The sequence below is a fragment of the Herbidospora solisilvae genome, assembly GCF_009901565.1.
Taxonomy (GTDB): domain Bacteria; phylum Actinomycetota; class Actinomycetes; order Streptosporangiales; family Streptosporangiaceae; genus Herbidospora; species Herbidospora solisilvae.
On the sequence record NZ_WXEW01000011.1, the window covers coordinates 76,882 to 102,885 of the forward strand.

Sequence of the window (26,004 nt, forward strand, 5' to 3'; positions counted from 1 at the left end):
TGGAGAACCTAGCAGCTAATTAGCTGCTAAATGGGTGAGCTGAGGGGCGAACCTCTGACGCCGGCGCTGATCGCCGAGATCCACCGCATCGTCACCGAGGGCACCCTCGACGACCCCGCCACGGCGGGCCGGCCGCAGTTGCCCGGCGAGGAACGGGTCGTGGTCATGGACATGGAGGGGAACGTCCTGCACGCGCCGCCGCCGGCGGAGCAGCTGCCGGAGCGGATGGAGGCGCTCTGCGCCTTCGCCAACGGAGAGAGCGGCACCTCCTACGTGCCGCCGGTCGTGCGCGCCATCGTGGTCCACTTCATGTTGTCCTTCGACCATCCGTTCGTCGACGGCAACGGCCGCACCGCCCGGGTGCTCTTCTACTGGTCGATGCTGAACCAGGACTACTGGCTGACCGAGTTCCTGTCGATCTCCCGCCTTCTCAAACGGAAACAGGCTCAGTACGGCCGCAGCTTCCTGCACTGCGAGCAGGACGAGGGCGACCTGACCTACTTCATCGCCGCCCAGCTCGGCATCATCAGCCAGGCCATCACCGACCTGCACGACTACCTCGATCGCAAGGTCAGCCAGACCCGCAACCTCCAGCGGGCCGTGTCCGCGCTCGCCGGTCACCTCAACCATCGTCAGATCGCGCTCCTGCAGAACGCGATCAAGAAGCCCGACGCCCGCTACACCGTCCGGTCACACTCGAGAAGTCACAACGTCACCGTGCAGACCGCACGCACAGACCTGCAGGCCCTCGAGGGCCAGGGCCTGCTGACCAGGGTTCCCGAGGGCCGGGGCTTCGCGTGGTTGCCGGTCGGCGACCTTCGGAAGGTTCTCGGCCTCAGCGGTTAGGCGCGGTCTCGTGAGCGGTTGAGGTCGCCCAGGGGGTCGGGCACCGCCTGGCCCCGTTCGATCGACCTCGGCAGCGAGTCGGCCTCCGCCTCCGCCTTGGCCTCGGCCGCCGCGGCCTCCGCCTCGCGGACCGCCTCCGAGCCGGCCGGACGGTCGCGGTCCGGCTGTTCGCGGGTGGCCGCCGACTGCGGGAGGGCCTCGGTGAAGGCCTTCGAGACGCCCTGGAGCGCGGACGTCACCTCCGACGGGATCACCCAGAACGTGTTCCCCGGGCCGGACGCGAGCTGCGGCAACATCTGGAGGTACTGGTAGGCCAGCAGCTTCGGGTCGGGGTCGTTGCGGTGGACGGCCTGGAAGACCTCGTCGATCGCCTGCGACTGGCCCTCGGCCTTGAGGATCTGGCTGGTGCGCTCACCCTCGGCGCGCAGGATGGCGCTCTGCTTCTCGCCCTCGGCGGTGAGGATCTGCGACTGCCGAAGGCCCTCGGCGGTCAGGATGGCGGCGCGCTTGTCGCGTTCGGCGCGCATCTGCTTCTCCATCGCCTCCTTGATGGTCTTGGGAGGGTCGATGGCCTTGATCTCCACCCGGTTGACCCGGATGCCCCACTTGCCGGTCGCCTCGTCGAGCACCCCCCGCAGCTGACTGTTGATGGTGTCTCTGCTGGTCAGCGTCTTCTCCAGGTCCATGCCGCCGACGACGTTGCGCAGCGTCGTCACGGTGAGCTGCTCGACGCCCTGGATGAAGTTGGCGATCTCGTACGCCGCCGCCCGAGGGTCGGTCACCTGGAAGTACAGGACCGTGTCGATGTCGACGACCAGGTTGTCCTCCGTGATCACGGGCTGCGGCTTGAAGCTGACCACCTGCTCGCGCAGGTCGATCAGCGGGCGGACCCGGTCGATGTAGGGGATCACGAAGTTCAGGCCGGGGTCGAGGGTGCGGCTGTAGCGGCCCAGGCGCTCGACGTTGGCGGCGCGCGCCTGGGGGACGATGCGCACCGTCCGGAAGACGGTGACGACCGCGAACATCGCGACCAGGATCAGGATGACGAGCAGCGCGACTTCCATGGTCACTCCCGTGGATACACGAGCGCTGTGGCGCCCTCGATCTCGAACACGTCGACGGTGGTCCCCACGGGGATGACGAGGGTCTCGTCATAGGCGCGGGCCGACCACTCCTCGCCGCCGATCTTGACCCGGCCGCCCCGGCCGGTGACCTCGTGGGTCACGTACGCCGACTTGCCGACCAGGGCCGAGACGCCGAACCTCTGGGCGGGCGCCTGCTTCAGATGCCGCATCGCCAGGGGGCGCAGGCCGAGCAGGCCGCCGCCGGACGCCAGGACGAAAACCAGCAGTTGCAGGCCGGGCGGCAGCCCTATCGCGGCCACGCCCGCCGTCAGCAGGGCCGCGACCGAGATGATCCCCATGGCGGCGGTGAGCGTGAAGAGCTCAGCGACTCCCAGAGCCGCCGCCAGGATCAACCACACGATCCACGAGTCCATTGCACCGCCCTATCGATAGGGGGTTCCTAATATCAACCTACCCGTCAGGAAGCGAGTGCGCTGCCCGCCTTCCAGGCGTTCCAGGGGAGTTGCCAGAATCCCCACCCGTTGGCCGGTTCGAGTGGTCTGTCGGTTCCGACGATCACCACGGGGTCGCCGCGCAGGGAGTTGTCGAAGAACCACTTCGCCTGGTCGGGGCGGGCGTTCACGCAGCCGTGGCTGACGTTCAGGCGGCCCTGCGCCCACGTGTTGTCCTTGGCGTGGACGTACTCGCCGCTGTTGGAGATGCGGACGGCGTGGTCGATCATCAGGTCGTAGTATTCGGGGTCGCCCGGCTTGCGGCGCGGGGAGACCATGCGGACCCTCTCCTTCTTCTCCATCGTCAGATGGACGCCGCTGGTCGTGGTGTATTCCCTGGTCGTGGCCATGCCGGCGCTGATGGACATCTCCTGGGCGAGCAGGCCGTCGCGGTGGACGGTCATGCGGTGGGTGGCCGTGTCGATGTGACTGCTCATGTCGCGGCCGACGACGAAGGTGGCCGAGGGGTCGGTGGTGCCGTACACGCCGGGAGCGAAGCGCAGACCCGTCAGGTGGGCGGTGAAACGGACCCGGGTGCCGGGTTGCCAGTAGTGGCGGGGGCGCCAGACGGCCTGCGTGTCGGAGAACCAGTGCCAGCCGCCCTCGACCGGGCGGTCGGGCACGACCTCGAAGGCCCCCTCGACCACCGCGCGGTCGGGGACGGGGACCTTGAACTCGACCACGATCGGCATGCCGACGCCGACGGTCTCGCCCGGGAGCGGGTCGACCTTGGGCGGCGTGGCGGGGGTGGCCGCGAGGGTGCGGAAACGGCCGCTGACGCGCCGGTCGGTGGTGACGGCGGTGACGAGGTGGTCGGTGCCGGGGCGCAGTGACCACGACGAGCGCCATTCGGTGCGCTTCTGGTCGAACCGGCCCGGGACGGGAACGCCGGCGGCGGTCACGGTGACCGACCTCAGCGTGCCGCTGAGGGCCCTGATCGTCAGGCCCCGGTCGGGGACCGCCCGCTTCTCGCCCAGGGCCGGGGAGATCGCGACGCCGACGGGCGTCAGGGCGGTCACCGGCGAGCAGCCGAGAATGGTGATCAGGGTCGTGAGCAGGCAGAAGAGGCGCGGCACCGCACCAACGCTACCGAACGGTAGCGGGCAGGATACGCCCGGTTACCTCCCCGAGGGACAGCCCTGACGGGGTCGTGGCGGTGATGGTGACCGTGTCGCCGTCTTCGAGGAACGACTGGCCGCTCTTCAGGGGGCGCGCGCCGTTCCAGGTGAGCTCGATGAGCGAGCCGGGGGAGTCCTCGCCCGAGACGGTGCCGCTGGCGTAGAGGTCGCCGGTGCGCAGGGAGGCGCCGTTGACGGTCATGTGGGCGAGCATCTGGTCGGGCGTCCAGTACATGTCGCGGTAGGCCGGCGTGGAGACGACCTCGCCGTTCAGCCGCACCTCCAGGGCGAGGTCGAGGCCCCATTCGGCGTTGCGCCGCAGGTAGTCGAGCGGCGTGGGGTCCTGCGCGCGGCCTTCGACGCGGGCGTGGTCGAGGGCGTCGAGGGGGGTCACCCAGGCGGAGACCGACGTGGCGAACGACTTGCCGAGGAAGGGGCCGAGGGGGACGTACTCCCAGGCCTGGATGTCGCGGGCGCTCCAGTCGTTGACCAGTACGACCCCGAAGACGTGCTCGTCGAACGCGCCCGCCGGCTGGCACAACCCGGTTCCGGCGCCGACGACGAAGCCCACCTCGGCCTCGATGTCGAGCTTGGCCGACGGGCCGAACGAGGGCCGCTGGCCGCAGGGGCGGCGGATGTCGGTGCCCGAGACGACGACCGTGCCGGCCCGGCCGTGGTAGCCGACCGGGAGGTGCCGCCAGTTGGGCTTGAGCGGCTCCTCGTCGGGGCGGAACATGCGGCCGAGGTTGGAGGCGTGTTCGAGGGAGGCGTAGAAGTCGACGTAGTCGGCGACGTCGACGGGGAGGTGGAGCCGTACCCGATCGAGGGGGATCAGGTGCTCGGCGCCGCGGTCGTCGGCGAGCAGGTCCTGGACGCGGCCCCGGGTGGCCCGCCACGCGCCGCGCCCCCGCGCCATGAACGGGTTGAGGGTCGGCTCCCGGAACACGTCGTCGCCGAGCAGGGGCGCCAGGTCGACGACATGGTCGCCTAGTCGCACCCCGACGCGGGGTGGGCCGCCGTCGACGGAGAACACGCCGTAGGGGAGGTTGTCGAGCCCGAAACTCACGCGTCTTCTCCGATCAGGCCGAGTTCCCGCAGGTCCTTGAGGGGTTGGGAGGTGCTGCAGGAGCCGTAGGAGACCAGGGTCTCCCGCGTTCTCAGAGCCTCCTCCTTCTTTACGGCTACCGCCGCACGCGCCAGGCCGTCCGCGTCGGCCGACTCCAGGATCGGCAGCGGGTCAGCCCCGTGGAGGGCGGCGTGGGTGGCGAGCAGCAGGTTGAGGAACCCGTGCCGCCAGACGCCCAACGCGGGGTCGTAGTGCCTGACGGCGTGGTGCAGCCCGGCGGTCGCCTTGAACGGGATGCCGTTCCTGGCGCAGAAGGTGATGAACCGGGCGACCTCCTCCGGAGAGGGGAAGGCCTCCCGGGTGAGCCCGCCACACCTGATCTTGAACCCGGCCCCGGTCGAGGGATGCGGGTGCGCGACGGCGTCGAGCCCGTCGAGCTCGTCGGCGGTCACCTCGACGAACAGCCGGGCGCCGGAACGGGGCACGGGCTTGCCGAGCCGCACCTCGATGAGATCGACGTCGGGCAGCTCGACCAGCGGATCGTCCACGATCACCCCGATCCGCTCCGGCCGGGGCGAGGTGATCTCGTGGAGACGGCTGGCCAGGCAGAGGAACCGGTGGGTGAGCACCGCGCTCCCCGCGGCGCGGTCGGCCTCGTGGCGGGCCAGCGCGTCGGCCATCGGCAGCGAGGTCGGCGGGAACAGCCCCGCGTCGTCGACGAGGGCCGCGAACAGCGGGTTCACCGGGCCCAGGTCCAGGCGTAGTCGCCGTCTTCGCAGGCCAGCGCGCCGGGACCGAGGTCGAGCGGTCGGAAGGTGTCGACCATCACGGCCAGCTCGGAGGTGTGCGTGGCCCCGGAGGCGATGATCGCCTCGACCGCGCCCGGCTGGGGGCCGTGGGTGAACCCGGCCGGGTGGAGCGACACCGACCCGACGTCGATGCCCGAGCCGGCCCGCGCCGAGTAGTCGCCGCCGACGTAGAACATGAACTCGTCGGAGTCGACGTTGTGGTGGTTGTACGGGATCGGCACCGCCTCCGGGTGGAAGTCGAGCGGCCGGGGGCAGAACGAGCAGATCACGAAGCCCGGCCCCTCGAACGTCTGGTGCACGGGAGGCGGCGCGTGGGTCTTCTTCACCACGGGCTCGAAGTCGGCGATGTTGAACACGTACGGGTAGAGGCACCCGTCCCAGCCGACCACGTCGAACGGGTGGTTGCGGTAGGTGAGGCGGGTCAGCCCGCCACGGGTGCGGACCAGGACCGGGACGTCCTCCCCTTCGACGATCAGTGGCTCGGCCGGGGCGCGCAGGTCGCGTTCGGAGTAGGGGGCGTGCTCCAGGAACTGGCCGAACTGCGAGAGGTAGCGCTTCGGCGGCCGGATGTGCCCGGAGGCCTCGATCGTGAGGGCCTCGACGGGCCCCGAGGGCACCCAGCGGTGGACGGTGCCGGTCGGGATGACGACGTAGTCGCCCTCGCCGACGTCGAGCGCCCCGTAGGCCGACTCGAAGCGGGCCCGGCCCGACTTGACGTAGACGCACTCGTCGCCCATCGAGTTTCGGTAGAGCTCGCTGGGGCGGTCGGTGGCGGCGTAGCCGAGCCGGACGTCGCCGTTGCCCGCCAGCAGCCGCCGCCCGGAGACGAGGTCGCCCTCAGGGGCGAGGTCCTGGGTGCGGAAGTGGCGGGGCGACAGCGGCAGATTGGGCGAGAGGGCGGTGTGGCCACCGGTCACGGCTTCGGCCTTGGTGATGGCCGTGGGGGCGTGGCGGTGGTAGAGCAGCGAGGCGTCGGAGGAGAACCCCTCCTCACCCATCAGCTCTTCGGCGTAGAGCCCACCGTCCGGGCGGCGGAACTGGACGTGACGTTTCCGGGGAACCTCTCCCACGGTGCGATAGTGCGGCATCGTCGCCTCCCTGTACGCATACCGGACGCTGACGTCCACTATACGTCAAGCGCCTCCCCGAGCTCCTTGGCGGCCTCCGACACGAGCGGCCCCGCGACCGAGACGTCGAGATCGCCGAACGAGATGATCCCGACCGACGCCTCCAGCCACTCCAGCCCCGTGATCGGCGCGGCCACCCCCCGGGCTCCCTCCTGAAGGTGCCCCTCGGTGGCCTGAATACGCGGCTTGCCCTCCCGCAGCGACAGGATCGCCAGCCCGGCCGCGCCCTTCGACAGCGGATGCCGGGAGCCCGTCCGGTAGGCGACGTGCAGATTGGTCCACGACGGCTCGACCACCGCGATGGCCAGCCCCTCGCCGCCCTCGGCCACGGTCAGGTGGGCGGTCGCCCCCGACGCCTCCGCCAGCCGCCGGAGCGCCGGAACCGCCGCCGCCATCAGCAACGGCTGGACCGCCTGGGCCAGCTTGACCACCCCGAACCCGAGCAGCACCCGCCCGGCGGCGTCGCGCCGCGCGAACCCCTCGTTCTGCAACGAGGCGACGAGCCGGTAGACGACGGGCCGGCTGACGTTCAGGGCGGCGGCCAGCTCCGTCGGCGTCAGCCCGTTGGGGGTCTCCGCGAGGAGACGGAGCAGCCGCAGTCCGCGCTCAAGGGTCTGTGCCGACTCAACAGCCATGGGGACGATTATGGGACGGTGCAGAACGTGATTGTGGTGGGAGCGGGCATCTGGGGCGCGTCACTGGCCCTCCGGCTGGCGGAGTCGGGCCGCCGGGTGACCCTGATCGAGCGCCTCGGCGCCGACGACCCCCGCCGGGCCAGCGCGGGGGAGACCCGGCTGGTGCGGTCGGCCCACGGGACGTCGGAGTTCTACTCGCGCATGGCCTGGGAGTCGACCCGGGAGTGGCTGGCCCTCAACGAGCGAATCGGCGAGCCGATCTTCCTGCCCCAGGGCGTGATGTGGTTCGGCCGCGAGGCCGACGGCTGGGAGGTCCGCAGCGCCGAGGTGCTGAAAGACCTCGACATCCCCTGTACGTTGCTCGACCCCGCCGAAGCGGCGATGTTCTACCCCGAGATGGGCCACGACGACCTGGCCACGGTCTTGTACGAACCCGAGGCGGGCGTGGTCCGGGCCCGGCGCGCGACCGAGGTCATGACGGGCCTGGCCCAGGACGCCGGGGTGACCCTGCTCAGAGGGGCAGCCCGCCCCGCAGGGCGCGGCGTGGCCGTCGGCGGCGAGGTGATCACCGCCGACCAGGTCGTCTGGGCCTGCGGGGCCTGGCTCCCCGGGTTGTTCGACGGGCTGCCGATCACGGTCACCCGGCAGGACACCACCCACTTCGCCGCCGGCTGGACCGGCGTGCCCGCCTTCTGCGACTACAGCGCCTCCGCCTACGGCCACGGCGACGTCGGCGGCCACGGCATGAAGATCACCAGCGACGTCGAGGGGGAGCCCGGCTTCGACCCCGACACGCCGCGCGGCGAGATCCTGCCCTCCAGCGAACGCCGGGCCCGCGACTACCTGGCCCGCCGCTTCCCGTCGCTGGCCGAGGTCCCGCTGAGCCTCACCCAGGTCTGCCAGTACGCCATCACCCCCGACGCCGAGTGGGTCATCGCCGAGATTGACGACGGCGTCTGGGTGATGGGCGGCGACAGCGGCCACGGCTTCAAGCACGCGCCGGTCCTGTCGGCGTACCTGACCTCGGTCCTGAACGGCGAGGCGGCCGTCGACCCCCGGTTCGGCCTGCACCCGAGGGAAAGCGCGCGCGGCCTGCGGACCAGCGGCGAGACGTGATCTACTGCCCGGCATGGGTGATTTCGGGGCGGCCGAGGAGATCGTGGTCGAAGGGGACCCACCGGGCGGACGGGTGGCGGCGCTCGGCCGGGTCGTGCTGGCCCTGCTGGCGGGGGCGGTCCTGACGTCTTCTGCGGCGCCCGCGACTCCCTCTCCGGGCCTGTCGCCGGGCCTTGAGGGGGCGACGCCCGTACGGGCGCCCGAAGTCGACCTGGTCTGCGAGGGCGGTTGTCCCACGGGCGACGGAGGCCAGTTGGGCGACGGGACGTCGCCGTTCCCGGAGGGCTACCGCGAGGAAGACCAGGTCTGCGAGGGAGAGGGCTGCGCCGTCGCCCCGGAGGGTGCGGTCAGGCTCGACCCCTTCACCGGAGAGGTCATAGACAGGTAGGAGATTTCCTACATATAGTGGCTGACATGCACGTCAGTCATGCCACAAGCGAGGAACGGGTGTTCGCCGCGCTGGCCAGCCCGGTCCGCCGCGAGGTGCTCCGGCTCCTGCGCGACTCCGGTCCGCGGCCGGTCACCGATCTCGCCGCCCACTTCGACATGGCCCGTCCGAGCTTCTCCGAACACCTGCGGGTGCTCCGCGAGGCCGGCCTGGTCAGCGAGTCCCGCGCCGGCCGGCAGCGGGTCTACCGCCTGGAGGGCGCGGCCCTCTACGAGGTGCAGGAATGGCTCAACCCGTTCGAGCGCTTCTGGCGCGAACGGCTCACCGCCTTCCGCGACGTCCTCGACTCCCTGGACGGAGACGAGTCGTGAGCGACGACCTGACCACGATCAGGGTCGACCAGTTCCTGGCCCATCCGCCCGCGAAGGTGTGGCGGGTGCTCACCGAGCCCGACCTGATCGCCCGATGGCTCATGCCCGGCGACTTCCGGCTGGAGGTGGGCCATCGCTACACCATGGAGACCCGCGCCATCCCCGCCACCGGCTTCTCCGGCGTCGTCCAGGCCGAGGTGCTGGCCTTCGAACCCGAGCGCATGCTGCGCATCGGCTGGGCCGACGGCGACCCCGCCCGCCCCGCCGGAACCGACTGGACCATCACCTGGACGCTGGTCCCCGAAGGCAGGGGCACCCGGATCTTCCTCACCCACGAGGGCTTCGACCCCGACGACCCGCTTCAGACGCGAGCCCGCACGATCATGGACGGCGGCTGGCGCGGCATGGTCACCCACCGGCTCGGTGACGTCCTCGCGTCCCTCGACTGAACGACAGGAAAGACCATGTCGCATATCGCCGACCGGTACGCCGCGCTCGCCGACGCCTTCCTCGACCGCATCCGGGCCACCCCCGCCCCCCTCTGGGACGCCAAGAGCCCCTGCAACGGCTGGACCGCCCGCGACGTGGTCGCCCACGTCGTCAACGGCCACCGGGGGATCCTGGGCTTCGTCCACGGAACCCCGCCCGCCCCCGCCCACGGCGTCGGGGTGTCCGCCATGTCCGACGCGCCCGCCGTCGAGCCGGGGGCCGACCTTGGAGCGGCGTTCGCCGCCTGCCGCGACGACCTGCTGACGGTGCTCCGCGACCCCGTGCTGGCCGCGCGACCGCTGCCGTTCAGCCAGCTCGGCCCCGTCCCGGTCGAGCATGCCGTCGACGTCGTGGGCGCGCTGGAGCTGCTCGGGCACACCTGGGACCTCGCCCGCGCCACCGGCGGCGACGAGGCCCTCGACCGGGAGGCGGTGAGTCGCGTCCACCGGGCGCTGGTGCCCCACCACGCCGCGCTGCTGGCGACCGGCGCGTTCGATCCAAGCGTGGCGGCCCCCGAGGACGCCGACGCCCAGACCGCCTTCCTCTGCTTCACCGGCCGCCGGCCCTGATCCGGGCGGCCGGGGCGTCGGTGGACAGGCCTAGCGGGACGACTCCAGCCAGGCGCCGAACTCCGACAGGTTGATCAGGCCGTCGCCGTCGCCGTCGACCTTGGCGATCACCGCGGCGGCGCCCGACTCACCGAGGGGCTGGCCGAGCAGATCCGCCAGGCGGGTCAGCTCCTCGGCCGAGATGAGGCCGTCGCCGTCGGCGTCGACGAGGGCGAAGGTGGGAGCGTACTCGCTCATGATTTCCTCCTCAGATACGCGATCAGCACCCTAGCGGGATATGTCTGCCCAAGAGCGGCGTAGCCTCGCATTCATGACGCGGATCCTCGTTGTCGACGATGAGCCCCAGCTCCTGCGCGCACTGCGGATCAACCTGGCGGCCCGCGAATACGACGTGGCCGTGGCGGCCGACGGCGCGGCCGCGCTGCGCCTGGCCGCCGACTGGCACCCGGATCTCGTCGTGCTGGACCTGGGCCTGCCCGACCTCGACGGCGTGGAGGTCATCCACGGCCTGCGCGGCTGGACCAAGGTGCCGATCATCGTGTTGTCGGGCCGGTCGGGCAGCCTGGACAAGGTCGGCGCCCTCGACGCCGGGGCCGACGACTACGTGACCAAGCCCTTCGGGATCGACGAACTCCTGGCCCGCATCCGCGCGGTCACCCGACGCAGCACCTCGGCCGGCGCGGAGCCCGTGACGGTGAAGATCGGCGGCCATGTGGTCGACCTGTCCGACAAGACCATCTCCGGTGGTGTACGGCTCACGCCGACCGAATGGCACCTCCTGGAGATCCTGGTCCGCAACCCCGGCAAACTCATCAGCCAGCGGCAGCTCCTGACCGAGGTCTGGGGCCCGGCCTACCTCAAGGAGACCCACTACCTGCGGCAGTACTTCGCCCAGCTCCGCCGCAAGCTGGAGTCCGACCCGGCCCACCCCGTCCACCTGGTGACCGAACCGGGCATGGGCTACCGCTTCCAGCCGTAGCCCTTGCTGATGCGCATCCACAGCCGGGCAGGCAAAGCCCGGCCGCGCCCAGGGGGGTAGGCGCGACCGGACTTCGTCTCATCTCGCGGGGCCGCTCTCGGGCCGGCCCCGCGGGGTTCCGGAGGTCAGCCGGCTGTGCAGGTCGGGACGGGGGCGGTGTTCGTGCCGTTCCACGAGGCCAGGAAGCCGAACGTGGTGGTGGCGCCCGCGCCCAGGTTGCCGTTGTAGCCCGCGTTGCGGACCGTCACCTGGGTGCCCGACTGGGTGTGGGAGCCGTTCCAGAGCTGGGTGATCTGCTGGCCGTCGGCGAACGTCCAGCGGACCGTCCACGCGCTGATCGCCGCGCTGCCCGCCTTGACGGTGACCTCGCCCTGGAAGCCGCCGCCCCACTGGGTGCCCGGCGTGTAGGTCGCCGTGCATCCACCGGGCTGCGGCGACGGCGAAGGTGACGGCGAAGGTGACGGGGACGGAGAAGGCGAGGGCGAGGGGGAAGGGGTCGGCGTGGGGGAGGGGGTGGTGCCGTTGATGGCGGCGGCGAGGGCCGGGTACCAGGCGTTGGACATCTTCTGGTCGCCCGACGCGTTCGGGTGCACGCCGTCGTAGGTGTCGGTGGCGGTGCTGAAGCCCGTCCACTGGTCGACGACCACGATCGGGGACTGGGCCGTGGTCCGGGCGGCGGCCCAGGCGGGGATCGCGTTGTTCAGGTTGACCGTCCGCTGGGCGCACTCGCCGCAGGTCGGCGGGTTCATCGGGATGATCTTCGCGACCAGGATCTTCATCGCCGGGTTCTTGGCCCGCATCTGGGTGACCAGGGTCGAGTAGGCGTCGAGGATCTGCTGGGTCGAGCGGTTGCTCCAGACGTCGTTGGTGCCGAAGTGCATGAGCACGATGTCGGGGCTGGTGGCGTTCAGCCAGCCGACGAGCTGGTTCTGCGCCGCCACGTTGGTCACCAGGTAGCCGCCGTGGCCCTCGTTGTCGCCGTCGTGGCTGAACCCGCAACCCTGCGGGCCGAGTGTGCCGACCATGTCGACCGACGTGTAGCCCGTCTGCTGCAGCCGCTGCCAGAGCAGGGCGCGCCAGCAGCCGGGAGAGCCGGTGATCGAGTCGCCCAGGGGCATGATCCGCACCGTGGCCGCCTCGGCGGGCCGGGTGACGAAGAACGCGGCGAGCAGCACCAGAGCCGCCACCAGGGCGCTCATCTTCGACGTCTTCACGGGGCGGATGGTAAGGAGACGGGGCGGTCAGCTCCTAGGAACTTCTTCCGGCCCAAGGCTCTGACCTGGGATGACGCATGTACGTTTCACATCAGGGCGGTCAGTTCCGCGACGGAGAGGGAACCGGGTGGACGGGACTCCCGGGCCGCCCGGTTGGCCTCGCGCTGCAGCACGGCGTTCACCGGTGTCGCCACCCCGTGGGCGCGTCCGAGCAGCACGATCTCGCCGTTGAGATAGTCGGCCTCGATCGTGCCGCTGCCCTTGGCCAGGCTCTGCCACGACGAACCGCCCGGCCGGGGCACGCCTTCGATCTCGCCGTGCTCGACCAGCCGCCCGCGCCGGGCCTGCTCCTCGTCGGGGGTGGTCACGTCGACCCCGGCGGCGGCCAGCACGGCCACGCCCTCCTCGCGGGCCCGCCGGGCCAGGTCGAGCCCGGCCGGGTCGGGGCCGGTCAGGGCCTCGACGGCGTTGCCGAGGTTGCCGAGCAGCTTGCCGTACTTCCAGCGCATGATCGCGGGGTCGGCCCACGAGGCGAAGCCGCTGCGGTCGAGGTCGGCGGCGACCGTCTCAGCAAGTTTGTCCCCACCCTGTGGATAACGTCCGAGGGGGAGCATGCCGGACTTAGGAGTGCCGTAGGCGACGATCGTGCCGGGCTCCAGGTGCAGGGCGGGCATCCAGACCAGCATTCCGTACACGTCGGCGAACAGGCGCAGGGCGAGACGTTCGTTCTCGACGGCGTTCTGCGCGCAGACCACCGGCAGGCCGTCGGCGTGGGGGGCCCACGCGGCCAGGGCCGCCGCGGTGTCCTGGGTCTTGGTCGCGACGATCAGCACGTCGCCCTCGCGCAACTCCAGGTCGGCGGGGTCGCCCACGGCGGGGATGCGAAGTGTTTCCGCTCCGTTGGGGGTGACGAAACGCAGCCCGGTTGAGCGCAGCGCGGTCAGATGAGACCCTCGGGCGGACAATATGACGTCGTGGCCACTTTGGAAGAGGCGGGCGCCGATGGTGCCCCCGATGCCGCCGGCCCCGATGATGATGTAGCGCATGTGCCCGATTCTGCCCGGCTTTACAGTCACGGAGAGTTCTGTCACCGTGACGTTGGAATATCGACTTCGGCGGATTTCGGGTCACCCAATATGCTGCCCAACGAAACCGCGGACCTCACGGAAGGAAGGCTCATGTACAAGGAGTTCGCGATCGAGGTCGTCGTCTGGCTGATCCCGGTCGTCATCCTGCTGGGCCTCGCCTGGCTCGTCACCGCGACCGCCTGAGTTCCTAGCGCAACTCCAGCACGAAGTCGCCCGCCGGGCAGCCCGAGAGCCGCCATCCGCCGGGCACCCGCCGGAACGCCACGCTGGAGATCCCCGAGGTCGTCACCGCCGGGCGGGTCGCGCCCGGCGCCCAGACGTCGAGATCGCACCGTCCGGTTCCCTTGGTTCCGGTCAGCCGCAGGTGGCGACGCTCCGGATCCGACCAGACGGACGACAGGCGGCCCGGCACCGCCCTCGGGTAGGCCCTGCTCACCACGTTGCTCACGGAGCGTGACGGACCTCTTTCCGTGCCGGTCGCGCAGTCGACGGTCACCAGGTTCCCCGCGGTGGCCGGATCGGTCCCGGCCAGGTGGGGGTCGCCGCAGGCCTGCTTCCACACCCAGAAGGCGCCGCCGATCATGGCGCTGTCCTCGGCTTTCGCGTACGCCGCCAGCCGCCCCCCGCCCCACGCGCTGGTCCACAGGGGGGTGCCGTAGCGTTCGGCCATCCGGGCCGAGAGGGCGACCGCGCGGGCCGGGTCGATCGGCAGGTCGCCGGGCTTGACGGCCAGCACGAGGCCGGGGTCGTCGGCGAAGCCGGGCCACGGCGCCCACAGCGGGCCCGGCTCGAAGAAGATCAGGTGCCGGTGGCCGCCCGCCGCGCGTTCGGCCTCCCTGATGGCGGCGACCGCGCGGGCGTAGAAGCGGCCGAGCGCGGCCGAGGAGGTCAGCGGCGGGGTCTCGCCGAGGCCGGGGCTGTTCATCAGGTCGAACCCGGCGACGGCGGTCGAGCCGGCGAACTCGCGGGCCAGCCGTCCCCACGTGGCGACCAGCCGGGTCTGGACGCCGTCGCGGTCGGCGTAGAAGTTGCTGAAGGCCCGGTTGACCACCGGGGCCAGCTCCTTCGCCAGGAACTGGCAGCGCCCGCTGCCGTCGAAGGGGGTGGCCCAGCCGGGTGCGCCGTCCCAGCCGATCATCGGGGTGGTGCCGGTCGGGCAGGTGGCGCCCATCGGGGCCACGACGCCCCGGCCCCAGGCGTCCTGGTGCAGGTCGATGACGGTGACCATGTCGTTGGCGGCGGCCTGGTCGACGGCCCGGCGGATGCGGGCCACGTATCCGGCGTCGAGCGTGCCGGGGGTGGGTTCGAGCAGCGACCACGAGACCGCGAGCCGGACGGCCGAGAAGCCCATCGCGGCCATCTGGCGGAAGTCGTCGTCGGTGAGCGGGCGCACGGTCTGCTTGGTCGAGTCGCCGCTCCAGTAGTCGACGAGCTGGTTCACCCCGACCCCGCGTAACAGCACCTGGCGGCCCTGGCCGTCGGTGATCGCCCGGTCGGGCAGCGCGGCGGCCTCCGGCGACAACGTCATCGCCAGCGCCAGGACGGGCACGGCCGCCTTCTTCCGGCCGGGCAGCAGGATCGTGGCCGTGGCGGCGAACAGCCCGATCACCGCGCCGTAGGAGGCCCCCACCGCCAGCCTGATGAACAGGGAGAACACCGGCCACAGGTCGCCGGACGGGGCGTCGGCGGGACCGTACGAGAGGAGGGCCGCGACGCTCTGGGCGAAGCCCAGGAAGAGCCCTCCGCAGACGCACGCGAGCCAGCACCCGAGGAACCGGCCGGGCCCCGCGCCCAGCCGCGCCGAGGCGACGTGGACGACGGCGAGGAACACCCCGAGACCGGCCAGCCCGCCCACGACGCCGGCGCTCGCGGTCGGGGCGAAGAACCACCATCCGCCCCCGAAGACGTAACCGACGGGCGAGTGCGTCCACCATCCGTTCCCGAGCACGAGCAGCCCGCCGACGCCGGCGAACGCCGCCATCAGCGTGAACTCCGGCACCGCCCGCCCCCACGCCCGCCGGGTGCGCCGTGTCACGATCCAAGCGGGGATCGCGGCGGGCCAGCAGAGAACGCCCAGGTAGACGCCGGTGAAGCCGGACGCCCAGGCGGTGGTGAACGGTCCCTCGCCCAGCGGAACGGTCCCGAGGAAACGCCCGGTGAGGGCGGCCAGGACGAGCGCGCCCCAGGTCGTCAGGAAACCCCGCCGCAGCAGGTAGGCGGCGCCGAAGAAGGCCGTCACGGTGAGCACGGCCTCGGCGCGGCCGGGGGCGAGCAGCCCCGTCGGGTCGGCCAGGTCCAAGGTCAGGAGCAGTCCGGCGAGCACGGCGGCCCCGGCGCCGGCGGCGCGGAGGGCGGTGGGGTCCGCGGTGACATGACGGGGCACCCCGCGATCCAACCAGCCCCACAGGCCTTCCGACTAGGGGTGTGCTCGCCGGTCAGAGCATCGCAATCTGTCATATACCACTGCAATTAGGACCGATCCAGTTATTTCGGTCAGGTGCCTACAAAAGTGTCACTCCACTGCAATCTTGATCATCACCATTTGATCATGTGATACTGCGCCGGTGATGCCGAAGTTACGGCAAAACATCACAGGTGCGACATATCGCTAGTGAAGTGTGAAAACGGGAGGTAACCGGCGCTTTGTGGACCGGCGAAACCGGTCACCGTTTCTGTCACGTACGCACGCTCTCTTGGACCGTTCAAGCGCTCATCCGCCGTGAGCGCTGTTTGTGCTGCGCAAATCCTTCAGTGTGGGAGCCCCAAGAAATGTCCGTCGAGACACCCGCGAGACCCGTTCGATCCCCGCGCAACCTGCCACTCCATCGATTACTGCCCATGGTCGTCCGGGCCCCGCTCGAAGGTCTGGCCGACGTGGCCAGGGACGCCGGAGGAGAGATCGTCCGGCTGGACGTCGGCCCGTTCCGGCCCTACCTGCTGAGCCACCCCGACCACCTCCAGCACGCGCTGCGGGGCGACTGGACCAGCTATCTGCGTAAGGGCATGTTCTGGAAGCCCGTCGAGCGGCTGCTGGGCGACAGCGTGATCGCGGACGGCCCGGGGTGGGCGGCCAGCCGCAAGGTGCTCCAGCCGCTCTTCACCGCGCGCTACGTGGCCTCGCTGACCGCCGACATGGCCGCCACGATCGACGAGGGCCTCGACGAGCTCACCCCCGGCGTGCCCTTCGACGCGATGGACACGATGAACCGCATCGCCACCCGCGCGGTCATCTCGGTGCTTTTCGGCGACCGGATCTCCCCCCGCGAGGCCGAGGTCCTCGGGCCGGCGTACACCACCGCGAACACCTCCATGGGCTTCCGGATCGCGCTGCCGTTCGTGCCCGAGCGGGTGCCGCTGCCGGGCGACAAGAGGTTCATGGGCGCCCGGCAGGTCATCGACGACGTGATCTACCCGCTGATCCGGCAGGCGCGCAAGGAGAGGAGCGACGGGCCCGACATCATCTCGGCGCTGGTCCGCGCTCGCGACGGCGAGGGTCGCGAGCTCACCGACCGCAAGCTCCGCGACGACCTGGCCAGCATCTACGGCGCCGCCACCGAGACCACCGCGGTCGCGCTGACCTGGTTGTGGCCGATCCTGCACGAGCACCCCGACGTGGCGGCGCGACTCTACGAGGAGATCGACGAGGTCACCGGCGACGGCCCGGTGGACGCGGACACGCTGCCGAAACTGCGCTACCTGACCATGGTGCTGCGCGAGGCGCTGCGCCTCTACCCGGCGGGCTGGGCCATGCCCCGCCTGGTGACCCGGACCCACGAACTCGGCGGGGTCACCATCAAGGCCGGGTCGCAGGTGCTCATCAGCCCGTACGTCACCCATCGCCTGGACGAGTTCTGGCCCGACCCGCTGACCTTCGACCCGGAGAGGTTCGCCCCCGGGCGGGAGGACCGCCCGCACCGCTACGCCTACCTGCCCTTCGGCGCCGGTCCGCACCTGTGCCTCGGGCAGCACCTGTTCCACATCGAGGCGCCGCTGCTGGTCGCCGGGCTGCTGAAGCGGTTCCGGCCGGAGCTGGTCACCGAGGGGCCGTTCCCGGTGCAGCCCGCGGGCACGCTGCGCAGCCGCAAGAAGATCGAGATGATCCTGCGCCCGGTGACCACGTGACCGACGCCCATACCGCCGGCCGCGTGAGCGGGCTGGCCGCGGCTTCCGCGCGTGATCTGACCAGGCGCGCCGCCGCCCACCCCGCCCTGTTCCCCGCCCGGCCCTTCGACGCGACCCTGTTCAACGCCGTCGCGCTGGCCAACGCGTTCGGCTCGCCCGACGCGACCGTGGCCGAGCTCCGGGTGGCCAACCGGCTGTCCCTGTGGATCTTCGCGGTCGACTGGCTGATCGACCACCGGGCGGAGGAGCTCGCCGAGGTCGACGCGATCGTCGAGGAGTGCCTGGACGGCACCGCCGACAGCCCGCTGACCGCCTTCCTCGGCGAGATCCGCGACGAGGTGGCCGACGCCACCGGGTTGTTCGAGGCCGAACTGGCCCGGATGCTGCACGCCATGCGCCGCGAGTTCGCCTGGAAGGCCCGCGGGGAGCTGCCGACGCTGGAGGCCTACCTGGACAACGCGGCCAACTTCGGGTCGACCTTCGTCAACGTCGCCCACTGGGCCAGGAACGGCGTCCAGGGCGTGGCCGGCCTCCTCCCGGCCAGCGACGAGGTGCAGAAGGTGCTGCGCCTGCTGAACGACCTGGCCACCCACCACCGGGACGTGAGCTGGGGCGACCTGAACGCGCTGATGCTCGGCCCGACCCCCGGCGAGGTCCGCGCCCACATCGAGACCCTGACCGGCAACGCGAGGAAGCTCATCGGCGACGGCCCCCAGGCCGACTACCTGCGCCGGCAGATCGGCTACAGCTCCGGCTTCTACGGCGTCGCCGACTACTGGGGGAGCCGGTGACCGCCGAGGGGCTCGTCCGGGACCTGATGTCACGGCCGTGGGGCGACGTCTCGCCGTCGGTCTACGAGACCGGCCGCCTGGTCACGCTCACGCCGTGGCTGGTGGGTCACGCCGAACGCATCGACTACCTGTGCGCCGTGCAGCGGCCCGACGGCGGCTGGGGCCTGCCCGACGGCTACGACCTGGTGCCCACCCTGTCCGCGACCGAAGGCCTGCTGTCCGCCGCCGACCGGGGGGATCCGGTGTCGGGCCGGGCCGATCCGGGGGCCGCCGCGCGGCGCGGCCTGGCCGTGCTGACGCGACGGCTGGTCGACGAGCCGTGGCGGCCGCTGCCCGACATGCCGGCGATCGAGCTCATCGTGCCGCACCTGATCGGCCTGATCAACGCGCGGTGCGGCGACCCGGGCCTGCCGATCCCGCCCGGCATGAGCACCGCCCCGCTCGGCCGAATTCGCGACTGGTTGAAATCCGGTGTGCAAGTTCCAGAGAAATTGCTCCACGCACTGGAAATAGCCGGAGATTCCGCGACTTTTGCGCAAACAGGGCTTACTTCTATTGGTACGGTCGGAGCTTCGCCCGCCGCGACGGCGGCCTACCTCGGCGACCGCGGCCTCATGGACCCCGGCAACCCCGCCCGCCTGCACCTGGAGGCGGTGGCCCGGCGGTTCCGCGGACCGGTCCCGGTGGGCCTGCCGATCACCGTCTTCGAGCGCGCCTGGGTGCTGAGCACTCTGGTCAGAGCCGGTGTCCCGGTCGATCCACCGGCCGAGATGCTGGCCGACCTGATGGCGGCCATCGGCCCCGCGGGCACCCCGGCCGGGCCGGGCCTGCCGCCCGACTGCGACACCACCTCGGTGGCCCTCTACGCCCTGGGGCTGTTCGGGATCCCGTACGACACCGAGTGCCTGCTGGCCTACGAGCTCGACACCCACTTCTGCACCTGGCGGGCGGAGGAAGGCGCCTCCATCAGCACGAACGCCCACGTGCTCGACGCCCTGGGCCACCACCTGAGGCTGGTCCCGGAGGCCCGCCGCTATCAGCCGAAGATCGACAAGGCCGTCGCGTGGCTGATCGGGAAACAGCTCCCCGACGGTTCGTGGCGCGACCGCTGGCACGCCAGCCCCTACTACGCCACCGCCTGCGCCGCCCTGGCCCTGCGCGAGTACGGCGGCCCGGCGGCCGAGGAGAGTGTGGCCAGGGCGCTGAGCTGGACGGTCGCCACCCAGCGCGAGGACGGATCGTGGGGCAGGTGGGCCGGCACCCAGGAGGAGACCGCCTACGCGCTGCAGATCCTCCTGCTCGCCGGAGGCTCCGGGCACCGCGAGGCGGCGGCCCGGGGACACGCCTTTCTGACCGACGAAGACGACATCTCGGAATGGCCGCCGCTGTGGCACGACAAGGATCTGTACCTGCCCGTTTCCATCGTCAGAGCGGCCATGATCGCGGCGCGTCATCTCACGCGACGGAATGCAGCGGCCCATCTTCAGATATGAGTACATAAAGGGACACGTGTTGAGTGTGTTTCCCGGCATTGCTAAGGTTCCCCGGGGCGCCTGCGGCTTGCGCCCCGGAAATCCCCGCTAAGCGGTGACGAGTTAGTAATCGCCGGGAAACGTCCCAGGGTGGTTGATATGCGCTTACGCAATTCCCGAGTGCGCACCAAGGTGGTGGCACTGCTGCTGTCCCTCGCGGCCCTCTGGGGGTTCGCGGCCTGGGTCACGCTCCGGGAAGGCGTCAACCTCCTGTTCGTGAACACCTTCGACCAGGGTGTCGCGCAACCCAGTGACCCGCTCGTGCTCGCCCTCCAGGACGAACGGCGCGCGACGGTCGTTCAGCTGGCGACCCGCCGCCCCCTGCCCGACATGGCCGGGCTGCGCGCCAAGACCGACCAGACCAGGGCCCACTTCGAGAAGCTGGCCAGAGGCGACGACGTCAGGTTCGCCTCCAGCCCCGACACGATGAAGCGCCTCGACGAGCTGTTCGGCCTCCTGGCCGGGCTGACCGACATCCGCAAGGCGGTCGACCAGGGCCGGATCAACCGCGAGCAGGCCGCCGACGGCTACACCCGGGCGCTCGACGCCATCTTCCGCACGTATTTCTCCGTCGCCACGCTCGACGACGACGAAATCGCGAAGGATGCTCGCACTTACATCAGTCTTCAGCGCGCACGTGAAGTTCTTTCGCAAGAGGACGCGCTGCTCGCCGGTGCGATCGCGGCCGGTCGTTTCGGCGCCGGGGAACACGCGAAATTCGTTCAGATCGTCGGCGCCCAGCGTTTCCAGACGGCCGAGCAGGTCGGCGAACTGCGCCCCTCCGACCGCGCCCACTTCGACACGCTGCTCGAGAGCGACGCCTTCACCGCGCTCCGCCAGATCGAGAACGTGGTGATGGAGCGCGGCCGGACCCTGGAGGCGCCGCCCGTCACCGCCGACCAGTGGAAGCAGACCACCTCGGTCGCGCTCGGCCGGATGATGGACGAGGTCCTCGCCGGTGGTGACCGGGTGGTCGAGCGGGCCACGCCGGTCGCCCTGGGCGTCATCGTGCGGCTGGTCCTGGCCGGCGGTCTCGGGCTGGTGGCGGTCATCGCGTCGATCGTCCTGTCGATCACCACCGCCCGGCGCCTGATCGCGCAGCTGGAGAAGCTGCGCGACGCCGCCCACCAGCTCGCCGACGAGCGGCTGCCCGGCGTCGTCGAACGGCTCGCCCACGGCGAGAAGGTCGACGTCGCCAAGGAGGCGCCGCCCCTGGAGTTCGGCGGCGACGTCATCGGCCAGGTGGGCCAGGCGTTCAACGCCGTGCAGGAGACCGCGATCCGGACCGCCGTCGAGGAGGCCGAGCTCCGGCAGTCGATCCGCGACATCCTGCTCAGCCTGGCCCGGCGCACCCAGTCGCTCGTGCACCGCCAGCTCACCCTGCTCGACGTCATGGAGCGCCGCGAGACCGACGCCGAGGAGCTCAAGGACCTGTTCCGGGTCGACCACCTCGCCACCCGCATGCGCCGCAACGCCGAGAACCTCATCGTCCTGTCGGGCGCCACCCCGGCCCGCGCCTGGCGGCGCGCGGTCCCGATGGTCGACGTGGTGCGCGGCGCGCTCGCCGAGGTCGAAGACTACACGCGCGTGACGATCATGCCGATGGGCCAGGTCGACCTGACCGGCCGGGCGGTCGGCGACGTCATCCACCTGCTCGCCGAGGTCATCGAGAACGCCGTGTCGTTCTCGCCGCCCTACACCGTCGTGCAGGTCGGCGGCCACCCGGTCGCCAGCGGCTACGCCATCGAGATCGAGGACCGGGGCCTGGGCATGACCCAGGAGGACCTCGACGAGGCCAACGCCCGCATCCTCAACCCGCCGGAGTTCAACCTGTCGAGCACCGCGCGGCTCGGCCTCTACGTCGTCAGCCGCCTGGCCGAACGCCACGGCATCCGGGTCTCCCTCAAGAGCTCCCCCTACGGCGGCACGACCGCCGTGGTACTGCTGCCGAGCGAGCTGGTCATCGACGACCGGCCGGCCGACATCCCCCCGGCCGAGCAACTGCCCGAGGCCCTTCCGAGACTGGCCGAGGTCACGATGCTCGCCGCGCCCGTGGCACAGCTCACCCGGCGCCACCCAGAGCCCGAGCAGGACACCCCTGTCGCTCCGCGCGTCCCGGAGGCCACCGTGACCGAGTTCACCCCGTCTGGTCTGCCCTTCCGCGTTCCCCAGGCGAGCATCGCCCCGTCGCTGCGCGACGCGGTCGACGACCTCGCGGAACCGGAGGAAGAGGACGACGAACGGTCACCCGAAGACATCATGCGCATCATGGGCTCGTTCCAGTCGGGCACCCGGCGGGGACGGTCCGATGCGGCCCGCAAACTCCAACAGAACGAAGGGGACGATCGGTGACCGCCGCCGACCTCGCCTGGCTCCTCGACGACCTGGTCAGCAATGTCCGGGAGGTGCGGCACGGCATCGTGTTGTCCTCCGACGGGCTGCTGCTCGCGAGCTCACGGGACCTGGAGATAGCCAGCGCCGAGCATCTGTCGGCGGTGGCCGCCGGCGTGCAGTCGCTGGCCCGCGGCGTGAGCGAACGGTTCGAGGGCGGAGCCGTCCGGCAGACCATCATCGAGATGCGGTCGGCCTACCTGGTGGTCACCGTCGCCGGCCACGGCGCCTGCCTCGCGGTGCTCTGCGAGGAGGACGCCGACGTCGGCCTCGTGGCCTACGAGATGGCGATGCTCGTGGTCCGCGTCGGGCAGTATCTGACGTCTCCCGCACGGTCCGCGGCGTCTTCTACGGGCAGGAGCGACCCGTGAACCCAGACGAGCAGCTGTACGACGAGCAGGTCGTCCGTCCCTACGTCATCTCGCGCGGCCGGACCGAGGCCCGCGCGAACCTCGACCTGATCTCCCTGGCGGTCGCCATCAGGCAGCCGACCGGGCTGGAGGTCGGGCTCGACCCCGAGCACCTGGCGATCGTGCGGTTGTGCCGCCGCCCGCTGTCGGTGGCCGAGATCGCCGCCGCCCTCGACCTGCCCGCGGGCACGGTCCGGGTGCTGCTCGGCGACCTGCTCGATTCGGGCTTCGTGGCGGTCCAGGACCCGCAGCCCGAGGTGGACGTACTCGACGAGCGAATGTATAGGGCGGTGCTCGATGGCCTCCGTGCCCTCTGACAAACCTCGCATGCCCACCCCCGTGAAGCTGCTGATCGCGGGCGGCTTCGGGGTGGGCAAGACGACGATGGTCGGCGCGGTCTCCGAGATCCGGCCGCTGCGCACCGAGGAGCTGCTGACCGACCGCAGCATCGGCGTCGACGACCTGTCGGGCGTCGAGCGGAAGACCACCACCACGGTGGCGATGGACTTCGGCCGGATCAGCGTCGGCGACGACTACGTGCTCTACCTGTTCGGCACCCCCGGCCAGGAGCGGTTCTGGTTCGTCTGGGACGAACTGGCCAGGGGCGCCCTGGGCGCCGTCGTGCTCGCCGACACCCGCCGGCTCTCCGACTGCTTCCCGTCGGTCGACTACTTCGAGCGGCGCGGCACCCCGTTCGTCGTCGCGGTCAACTGCTTCGAGGGCGCCCCGGTCTACGACCTGGCCGAGGTGAAGATGGCGCTCAGCCTGCCGCCGGACATCCCGGTGCTGCTGTGCGACGCCCGCCGCCGCGCCTCCGGCAAGGAGGTGCTGATCACCCTCGTCCAGCACGCCTACAGCAGGCGGCCGGTGGCCAAGGTCTGAGACACCGCCTCCTGGATGCGTCGCCGGACGGCGGCCTGTTCGTCGCGTTCGGTGACGACCTCGACCACCCACAGGCCCGTGCTGGGCTGCATCTCGTTCACGCCGTTGACCCGTGCGTACGGGACCTGCGCCATCGCGGCGACGTCGCGGGCGCTGACGCCGTGGGGCGTGCCGAAGAGGCGCTCGAACTCCGGCCGGCCGGCCGGTTCGAGGGTCGAGAAGATGCCGCCGCCGTCGTTGTTGACGACCACGATCGTCAGGTCGGGCCGGGGCTCCATCGGGCCCATGACCAGGCCGTTCTGGTCGTGGATGAGCGACAGGTCGCCGATCAGGGCGTAGGAGGGGCCGTCGTGGGCCAGCGCCGCGCCGATCGCCGACGACACCAGGCCGTCGATGCCGGACGCGCCCCGGTTGGCCATGATCCGCACGCCGTCGCGCGGCCGCATCGCCAGGTCGAGGTCGCGGATCGGCATGCTCGACCCGGCGAACAGCAGCGCGTTCGACGGCAGCGCCGCGACCAGGTCGCGGGCCAGCCTCGGCTCGCTCACCGGGATGGCGTCGAGCAGCAGGTCGATCGCGTCGCGGGCGCGCTTCTCGGCCTCGTGCCAGGTGGCCGTCCACTCGGTCGGCCCGGTCATCTCGCCGGGCCGCACCGACGGGACGACCGCCATCGCCGTGCGGGTCGGGTCGGGGTGGCGGGTGGCGCGGGAGACCACGACGTGGCGTTCGGCCGACCGGATGTAGGCCAGCGCCGCGCGTGACAACCCCACCCGGCCGGAGGTGACGACCAGGCCCGGCCGGAACACCCGGGCGAACGCCGGGTCGCCGAGCAGGCTGCGGTAGGTCGAAATGGCCGCCGGGCCGCTGCGGTGGCCGCTCGTCGGCTCGGCCAGGATCGGCCAGCCGGTGGCCTCGGCCAGGCCCTCCCAGTCGTCGTCCTCCGCGCCGTCGCCGAGCACGATGACGCCGCGCTCCTCGGCCGGGAGTTCGACCGGGTCGAGGATCGGCGCGGGCGGCGTCATGGCCGTCCAGGGGCGGCGGTCGGCGCGGCCCTCCAGCAGCTTGTCGGCGTCGCCCGACGGGATCAGCGGGTCGCGGAAGGCCAGGTTGACGTGGACCGGGCCCGGGTCGGGGCTGAGCATGGCCGACCAGGCCCGGTCGACGGTGGTCCGCCAGTAGGGCATCTGGCCCGGTTCGGCCGCGCCCATCTCGCAGAACCAGCGCACGTGGCCGCCGTAGAGCTTGATCTGGTCGATCGTCTGGTTGGCGCCGGTCGCCCGCAGCTCCGGCGGCCGGTCGGCCGTCAGCAGCAGCAACGGGATGCCCGACTCGGCGGCCTCGACCACGGCGGGCAGGTAGTTGGCGGCGGCGGTGCCGGACGTACAGACGAGAGCGACCGGGCGGCCCGACCGCCGGGCCAGGCCCAGCGCCAGGAACGCCGCCGAGCGCTCGTCGACCCGGACGTGCAGCCGCACGTGCTCGTTGTTGTGGAAGGCCAGCGCGAGGGCCGTCGACCGGGAGCCGGGGGAGACGACGACCTCGGCCAGCCCGCAGCGGGCCAGTTCGTCGACGACCACCCCGGCCAGCGCGGTGGAGCCGTTCCCGCTCAGAAGTGCCATGGGAACGGGCTCCAATCGGGTGAGCGTTTCTCGAGGAACGAGTCGCGGCCCTCGGCCGCCTCGTCGGTCATGTACGCCAGCCGCGTCGCCTCCCCGGCGAACACCTGCTGGCCCACGAGCCCGTCGTCGATGAGGTTGAACGCGTATTTCAGCATGCGCTGCGCGGTCGGGCTCTTGGCGTTGATCTTGCGGGCCCATTCGAGCGCGACGACCTCGAGCTCCTCGTGGGGCACGACCGCGTTGACCATGCCCATCCGGTGGGCGGCCTCGGCGTCGTAGGTCTCGCCCAGGAAGAAGATCTCGCGGGCGAACTTCTGGCCCACCTGGCGGGCCAGGTAGGCGCTGCCGAAGCCGCCGTCGAAGCTGGCGACGTCGGCGTCGGTCTGCTTGAACCTCGCGTGCTCCCGGCTGGCGAGGGTCAGGTCGGCCACCACGTGGAGGCTGTGGCCGCCGCCCGCCGCCCAGCCCGGCACCACGCAGATGACGACCTTGCCCATGAAGCGGATCTGCCGCTGCACCTCCAGGATGTGGAGGCGGCCGGTGGCGGGGGTGCCGTCGGCGTACTGGTAGCCGTCCTTGCCCCGGATGCGCTGGTCGCCGCCGGAGCAGAAGGCCCAGCCGCCGTCGCGCGGCGAGGGCCCGTTGCCGGTCAGCAGCACACACCCGACGTCGACCTGCTGCCGGGCGTGGTCGAACGCCTGGAAGAGCTCGTCGACCGTCTGCGGGCGGAACGCGTTGCGCACCTCGGGACGGTTGAAGGCGATCCGAACCGTGCCCTGGTCAACCGCGCGGTGGTAGGTGATGTCGGCGAAGTCGAAGCCCTCGACGGGGCGCCACGCCTTCTCGTCGAACAGTTCAGAAACCAT

The 26,004-nt window shown here is 71.3% G+C and carries 27 protein-coding genes; 14 read left to right on the top strand and 13 right to left on the bottom strand.

The window, feature by feature from the left end; genetic code table 11:
• Positions 1-30 precede the first annotated feature (30 nt).
• The gene (locus GT755_RS33020; RefSeq protein ID WP_161483502.1) at positions 31-846 is read left to right on the top strand and encodes a Fic family protein; all 816 of its coding nucleotides are present in this window, start codon (positions 31-33) and stop codon (positions 844-846) included.
• On the opposite strand, the gene GT755_RS33025 is transcribed toward GT755_RS33020, so the two are convergent.
• The 7 genes from GT755_RS33025 to GT755_RS33055 are packed head-to-tail and all read right to left on the bottom strand — an operon-like array spanning position 843 to position 7,177.
• Positions 843-1,910 (bottom strand): SPFH domain-containing protein, encoded by a 1,068-nt coding sequence (locus GT755_RS33025; RefSeq protein ID WP_062439746.1) that lies wholly within the window; start codon positions 1,908-1,910, stop codon positions 843-845. The genes GT755_RS33020 and GT755_RS33025 overlap by 4 nt on opposite strands.
• 2 nt (positions 1,911-1,912) lie before the next feature.
• Entirely contained in the window at positions 1,913-2,344 is a 432-nt protein-coding gene (locus GT755_RS33030; RefSeq protein WP_030452123.1) for an NfeD family protein, read from the bottom strand.
• Between the two features lie 44 nt (positions 2,345-2,388).
• A complete protein-coding gene (locus GT755_RS33035; RefSeq protein WP_161483503.1) occupies positions 2,389-3,498 on the bottom strand; it encodes a L,D-transpeptidase in 1,110 nt (369 codons plus the stop codon).
• A 10-nt stretch (positions 3,499-3,508) separates the two neighbouring features.
• Complete coding sequence (gene fahA / locus GT755_RS33040) at positions 3,509-4,606, bottom strand: fumarylacetoacetase (protein ID WP_161483504.1); 1,098 nt, start codon at positions 4,604-4,606, stop codon at positions 3,509-3,511.
• Positions 4,603-5,349: a hypothetical protein gene (locus GT755_RS33045; RefSeq protein WP_328794694.1), complete on the bottom strand. Its 747-nt coding sequence runs from the start codon at positions 5,347-5,349 to the stop codon at positions 4,603-4,605. Before GT755_RS33045 ends, fahA begins: the two co-directional genes overlap by 4 nt.
• On the bottom strand, positions 5,346-6,503 hold the full coding sequence (locus GT755_RS33050; protein ID WP_161483505.1) for a homogentisate 1,2-dioxygenase: 1,158 nt from the start codon (positions 6,501-6,503) through the stop codon (positions 5,346-5,348). Before GT755_RS33050 ends, GT755_RS33045 begins: the two co-directional genes overlap by 4 nt.
• Positions 6,504-6,541: 38 nt before the next feature.
• Positions 6,542-7,177 (bottom strand): helix-turn-helix domain-containing protein, encoded by a 636-nt coding sequence (locus tag GT755_RS33055; RefSeq protein WP_161483506.1) that lies wholly within the window; start codon positions 7,175-7,177, stop codon positions 6,542-6,544.
• A gap of 18 nt (positions 7,178-7,195) precedes the next feature.
• Here GT755_RS33055 and GT755_RS33060 point away from each other — a divergent pair, with 18 nt between their 5' ends.
• From GT755_RS33060 to GT755_RS33080, 5 genes are read left to right on the top strand one after another with little or no spacing between them, the layout of a single operon-like run.
• On the top strand, positions 7,196-8,293 hold the full coding sequence (locus GT755_RS33060) for an NAD(P)/FAD-dependent oxidoreductase (protein WP_161483507.1): 1,098 nt from the start codon (positions 7,196-7,198) through the stop codon (positions 8,291-8,293).
• Between the two features lie 13 nt (positions 8,294-8,306).
• Entirely contained in the window at positions 8,307-8,681 is a 375-nt protein-coding gene (locus GT755_RS33065; protein ID WP_161483508.1) for a hypothetical protein, read from the top strand.
• A gap of 26 nt (positions 8,682-8,707) precedes the next feature.
• Complete coding sequence (locus tag GT755_RS33070) at positions 8,708-9,052, top strand: ArsR/SmtB family transcription factor (RefSeq protein ID WP_161483509.1); 345 nt, start codon at positions 8,708-8,710, stop codon at positions 9,050-9,052.
• Complete coding sequence (locus GT755_RS33075) at positions 9,049-9,501, top strand: SRPBCC family protein (protein ID WP_328794698.1); 453 nt, start codon at positions 9,049-9,051, stop codon at positions 9,499-9,501. Before GT755_RS33070 ends, GT755_RS33075 begins: the two co-directional genes overlap by 4 nt.
• A gap of 15 nt (positions 9,502-9,516) precedes the next feature.
• The gene (locus tag GT755_RS33080; RefSeq protein WP_161483511.1) at positions 9,517-10,110 is read left to right on the top strand and encodes a maleylpyruvate isomerase family mycothiol-dependent enzyme; all 594 of its coding nucleotides are present in this window, start codon (positions 9,517-9,519) and stop codon (positions 10,108-10,110) included.
• Positions 10,111-10,140: 30 nt separating this feature from the next.
• On the opposite strand, the gene GT755_RS33085 is transcribed toward GT755_RS33080, so the two are convergent.
• Positions 10,141-10,347, bottom strand: a complete 207-nt coding sequence (locus GT755_RS33085) for an EF-hand domain-containing protein (RefSeq protein ID WP_030452116.1) — start codon at positions 10,345-10,347, stop codon at positions 10,141-10,143.
• A 73-nt stretch (positions 10,348-10,420) separates the two neighbouring features.
• On the opposite strand from GT755_RS33085, the gene GT755_RS33090 reads away from it, so the two are divergent.
• Positions 10,421-11,089 carry a response regulator gene (locus tag GT755_RS33090; protein ID WP_161483512.1) on the top strand — a complete coding sequence of 223 codons (669 nt, stop codon included), beginning with the start codon at positions 10,421-10,423 and terminating at the stop codon, positions 11,087-11,089.
• A gap of 125 nt (positions 11,090-11,214) precedes the next feature.
• On the opposite strand, the gene GT755_RS33095 is transcribed toward GT755_RS33090, so the two are convergent.
• The 3 genes from GT755_RS33095 to GT755_RS41440 form a co-directional block, all read right to left on the bottom strand.
• A complete protein-coding gene (locus GT755_RS33095; protein WP_328794702.1) occupies positions 11,215-12,303 on the bottom strand; it encodes a cellulose binding domain-containing protein in 1,089 nt (362 codons plus the stop codon).
• A gap of 86 nt (positions 12,304-12,389) precedes the next feature.
• Positions 12,390-13,349 (bottom strand): ketopantoate reductase family protein, encoded by a 960-nt coding sequence (locus tag GT755_RS33100; RefSeq protein ID WP_161483513.1) that lies wholly within the window; start codon positions 13,347-13,349, stop codon positions 12,390-12,392.
• A 229-nt stretch (positions 13,350-13,578) separates the two neighbouring features.
• A complete protein-coding gene (locus GT755_RS41440) occupies positions 13,579-15,774 on the bottom strand; it encodes a glycoside hydrolase family 5 protein (protein ID WP_161483514.1) in 2,196 nt (731 codons plus the stop codon).
• Between the two features lie 386 nt (positions 15,775-16,160).
• On the opposite strand from GT755_RS41440, the gene GT755_RS33110 reads away from it, so the two are divergent.
• The 7 genes from GT755_RS33110 to GT755_RS33140 all read left to right on the top strand — a co-directional run bounded on the left by GT755_RS33110 (position 16,161) and on the right by GT755_RS33140 (position 23,519).
• Entirely contained in the window at positions 16,161-17,513 is a 1,353-nt protein-coding gene (locus GT755_RS33110) for a cytochrome P450 (RefSeq protein ID WP_268903603.1), read from the top strand.
• Positions 17,510-18,304, top strand: coding sequence for a terpene synthase family protein (locus GT755_RS33115; protein ID WP_161483516.1), 795 nt, complete (start codon positions 17,510-17,512; stop codon positions 18,302-18,304). The genes GT755_RS33110 and GT755_RS33115 overlap by 4 nt, the downstream gene beginning before the upstream one ends.
• A complete protein-coding gene (locus tag GT755_RS33120) occupies positions 18,301-19,797 on the top strand; it encodes a prenyltransferase/squalene oxidase repeat-containing protein (protein ID WP_202610809.1) in 1,497 nt (498 codons plus the stop codon). Before GT755_RS33115 ends, GT755_RS33120 begins: the two co-directional genes overlap by 4 nt.
• A gap of 138 nt (positions 19,798-19,935) precedes the next feature.
• A complete protein-coding gene (locus tag GT755_RS40195) occupies positions 19,936-22,188 on the top strand; it encodes a sensor histidine kinase (RefSeq protein WP_161483517.1) in 2,253 nt (750 codons plus the stop codon).
• Complete coding sequence (locus tag GT755_RS40200; protein ID WP_161483518.1) at positions 22,185-22,598, top strand: roadblock/LC7 domain-containing protein; 414 nt, start codon at positions 22,185-22,187, stop codon at positions 22,596-22,598. The genes GT755_RS40195 and GT755_RS40200 overlap by 4 nt, the downstream gene beginning before the upstream one ends.
• On the top strand, positions 22,595-22,954 hold the full coding sequence (locus tag GT755_RS33135; RefSeq protein WP_030452107.1) for a DUF742 domain-containing protein: 360 nt from the start codon (positions 22,595-22,597) through the stop codon (positions 22,952-22,954). Before GT755_RS40200 ends, GT755_RS33135 begins: the two co-directional genes overlap by 4 nt.
• Positions 22,935-23,519, top strand: coding sequence for a GTP-binding protein (locus GT755_RS33140; RefSeq protein WP_161483519.1), 585 nt, complete (start codon positions 22,935-22,937; stop codon positions 23,517-23,519). The genes GT755_RS33135 and GT755_RS33140 overlap by 20 nt, the downstream gene beginning before the upstream one ends.
• On the opposite strand, the gene menD is transcribed toward GT755_RS33140, so the two are convergent.
• Both menD and GT755_RS33150 read right to left on the bottom strand, forming a co-directional pair.
• Entirely contained in the window at positions 23,489-25,138 is a 1,650-nt protein-coding gene (menD, locus tag GT755_RS33145) for a 2-succinyl-5-enolpyruvyl-6-hydroxy-3-cyclohexene-1-carboxylic-acid synthase (RefSeq protein WP_161483520.1), read from the bottom strand. The genes GT755_RS33140 and menD overlap by 31 nt on opposite strands.
• Positions 25,126-26,004, bottom strand: coding sequence for a 1,4-dihydroxy-2-naphthoyl-CoA synthase (locus tag GT755_RS33150; RefSeq protein ID WP_030452104.1), 879 nt, complete (start codon positions 26,002-26,004; stop codon positions 25,126-25,128). The genes menD and GT755_RS33150 overlap by 13 nt, the downstream gene beginning before the upstream one ends.

Coding starts and splice junctions, on each gene's coding strand:
- GT755_RS33100 (WP_161483513.1), bottom strand. CDS start 13,349: ATGCGCTACATCATCATCGGGGCCGGCGGCATCGGGGGCACCATCGGC.
- GT755_RS33150 (WP_030452104.1), bottom strand. CDS start 26,004: ATGGTTTCTGAACTGTTCGACGAGAAGGCGTGGCGCCCCGTCGAGGGC.
- GT755_RS33085 (WP_030452116.1), bottom strand. CDS start 10,347: ATGAGCGAGTACGCTCCCACCTTCGCCCTCGTCGACGCCGACGGCGAC.
- GT755_RS33055 (WP_161483506.1), bottom strand. CDS start 7,177: ATGGCTGTTGAGTCGGCACAGACCCTTGAGCGCGGACTGCGGCTGCTC.
- menD (WP_161483520.1), bottom strand. CDS start 25,138: ATGGCACTTCTGAGCGGGAACGGCTCCACCGCGCTGGCCGGGGTGGTC.
- GT755_RS33050 (WP_161483505.1), bottom strand. CDS start 6,503: ATGCCGCACTATCGCACCGTGGGAGAGGTTCCCCGGAAACGTCACGTC.
- GT755_RS33090 (WP_161483512.1), top strand. CDS start 10,421: ATGACGCGGATCCTCGTTGTCGACGATGAGCCCCAGCTCCTGCGCGCA.
- GT755_RS33110 (WP_268903603.1), top strand. CDS start 16,161: ATGTCCGTCGAGACACCCGCGAGACCCGTTCGATCCCCGCGCAACCTG.
- GT755_RS33140 (WP_161483519.1), top strand. CDS start 22,935: ATGGCCTCCGTGCCCTCTGACAAACCTCGCATGCCCACCCCCGTGAAG.
- GT755_RS33020 (WP_161483502.1), top strand. CDS start 31: ATGGGTGAGCTGAGGGGCGAACCTCTGACGCCGGCGCTGATCGCCGAG.
- GT755_RS33030 (WP_030452123.1), bottom strand. CDS start 2,344: ATGGACTCGTGGATCGTGTGGTTGATCCTGGCGGCGGCTCTGGGAGTC.
- GT755_RS33070 (WP_161483509.1), top strand. CDS start 8,708: ATGCACGTCAGTCATGCCACAAGCGAGGAACGGGTGTTCGCCGCGCTG.
- GT755_RS33080 (WP_161483511.1), top strand. CDS start 9,517: ATGTCGCATATCGCCGACCGGTACGCCGCGCTCGCCGACGCCTTCCTC.
- GT755_RS33065 (WP_161483508.1), top strand. CDS start 8,307: ATGGGTGATTTCGGGGCGGCCGAGGAGATCGTGGTCGAAGGGGACCCA.
- GT755_RS33025 (WP_062439746.1), bottom strand. CDS start 1,910: ATGGAAGTCGCGCTGCTCGTCATCCTGATCCTGGTCGCGATGTTCGCG.
- GT755_RS40195 (WP_161483517.1), top strand. CDS start 19,936: ATGCGCTTACGCAATTCCCGAGTGCGCACCAAGGTGGTGGCACTGCTG.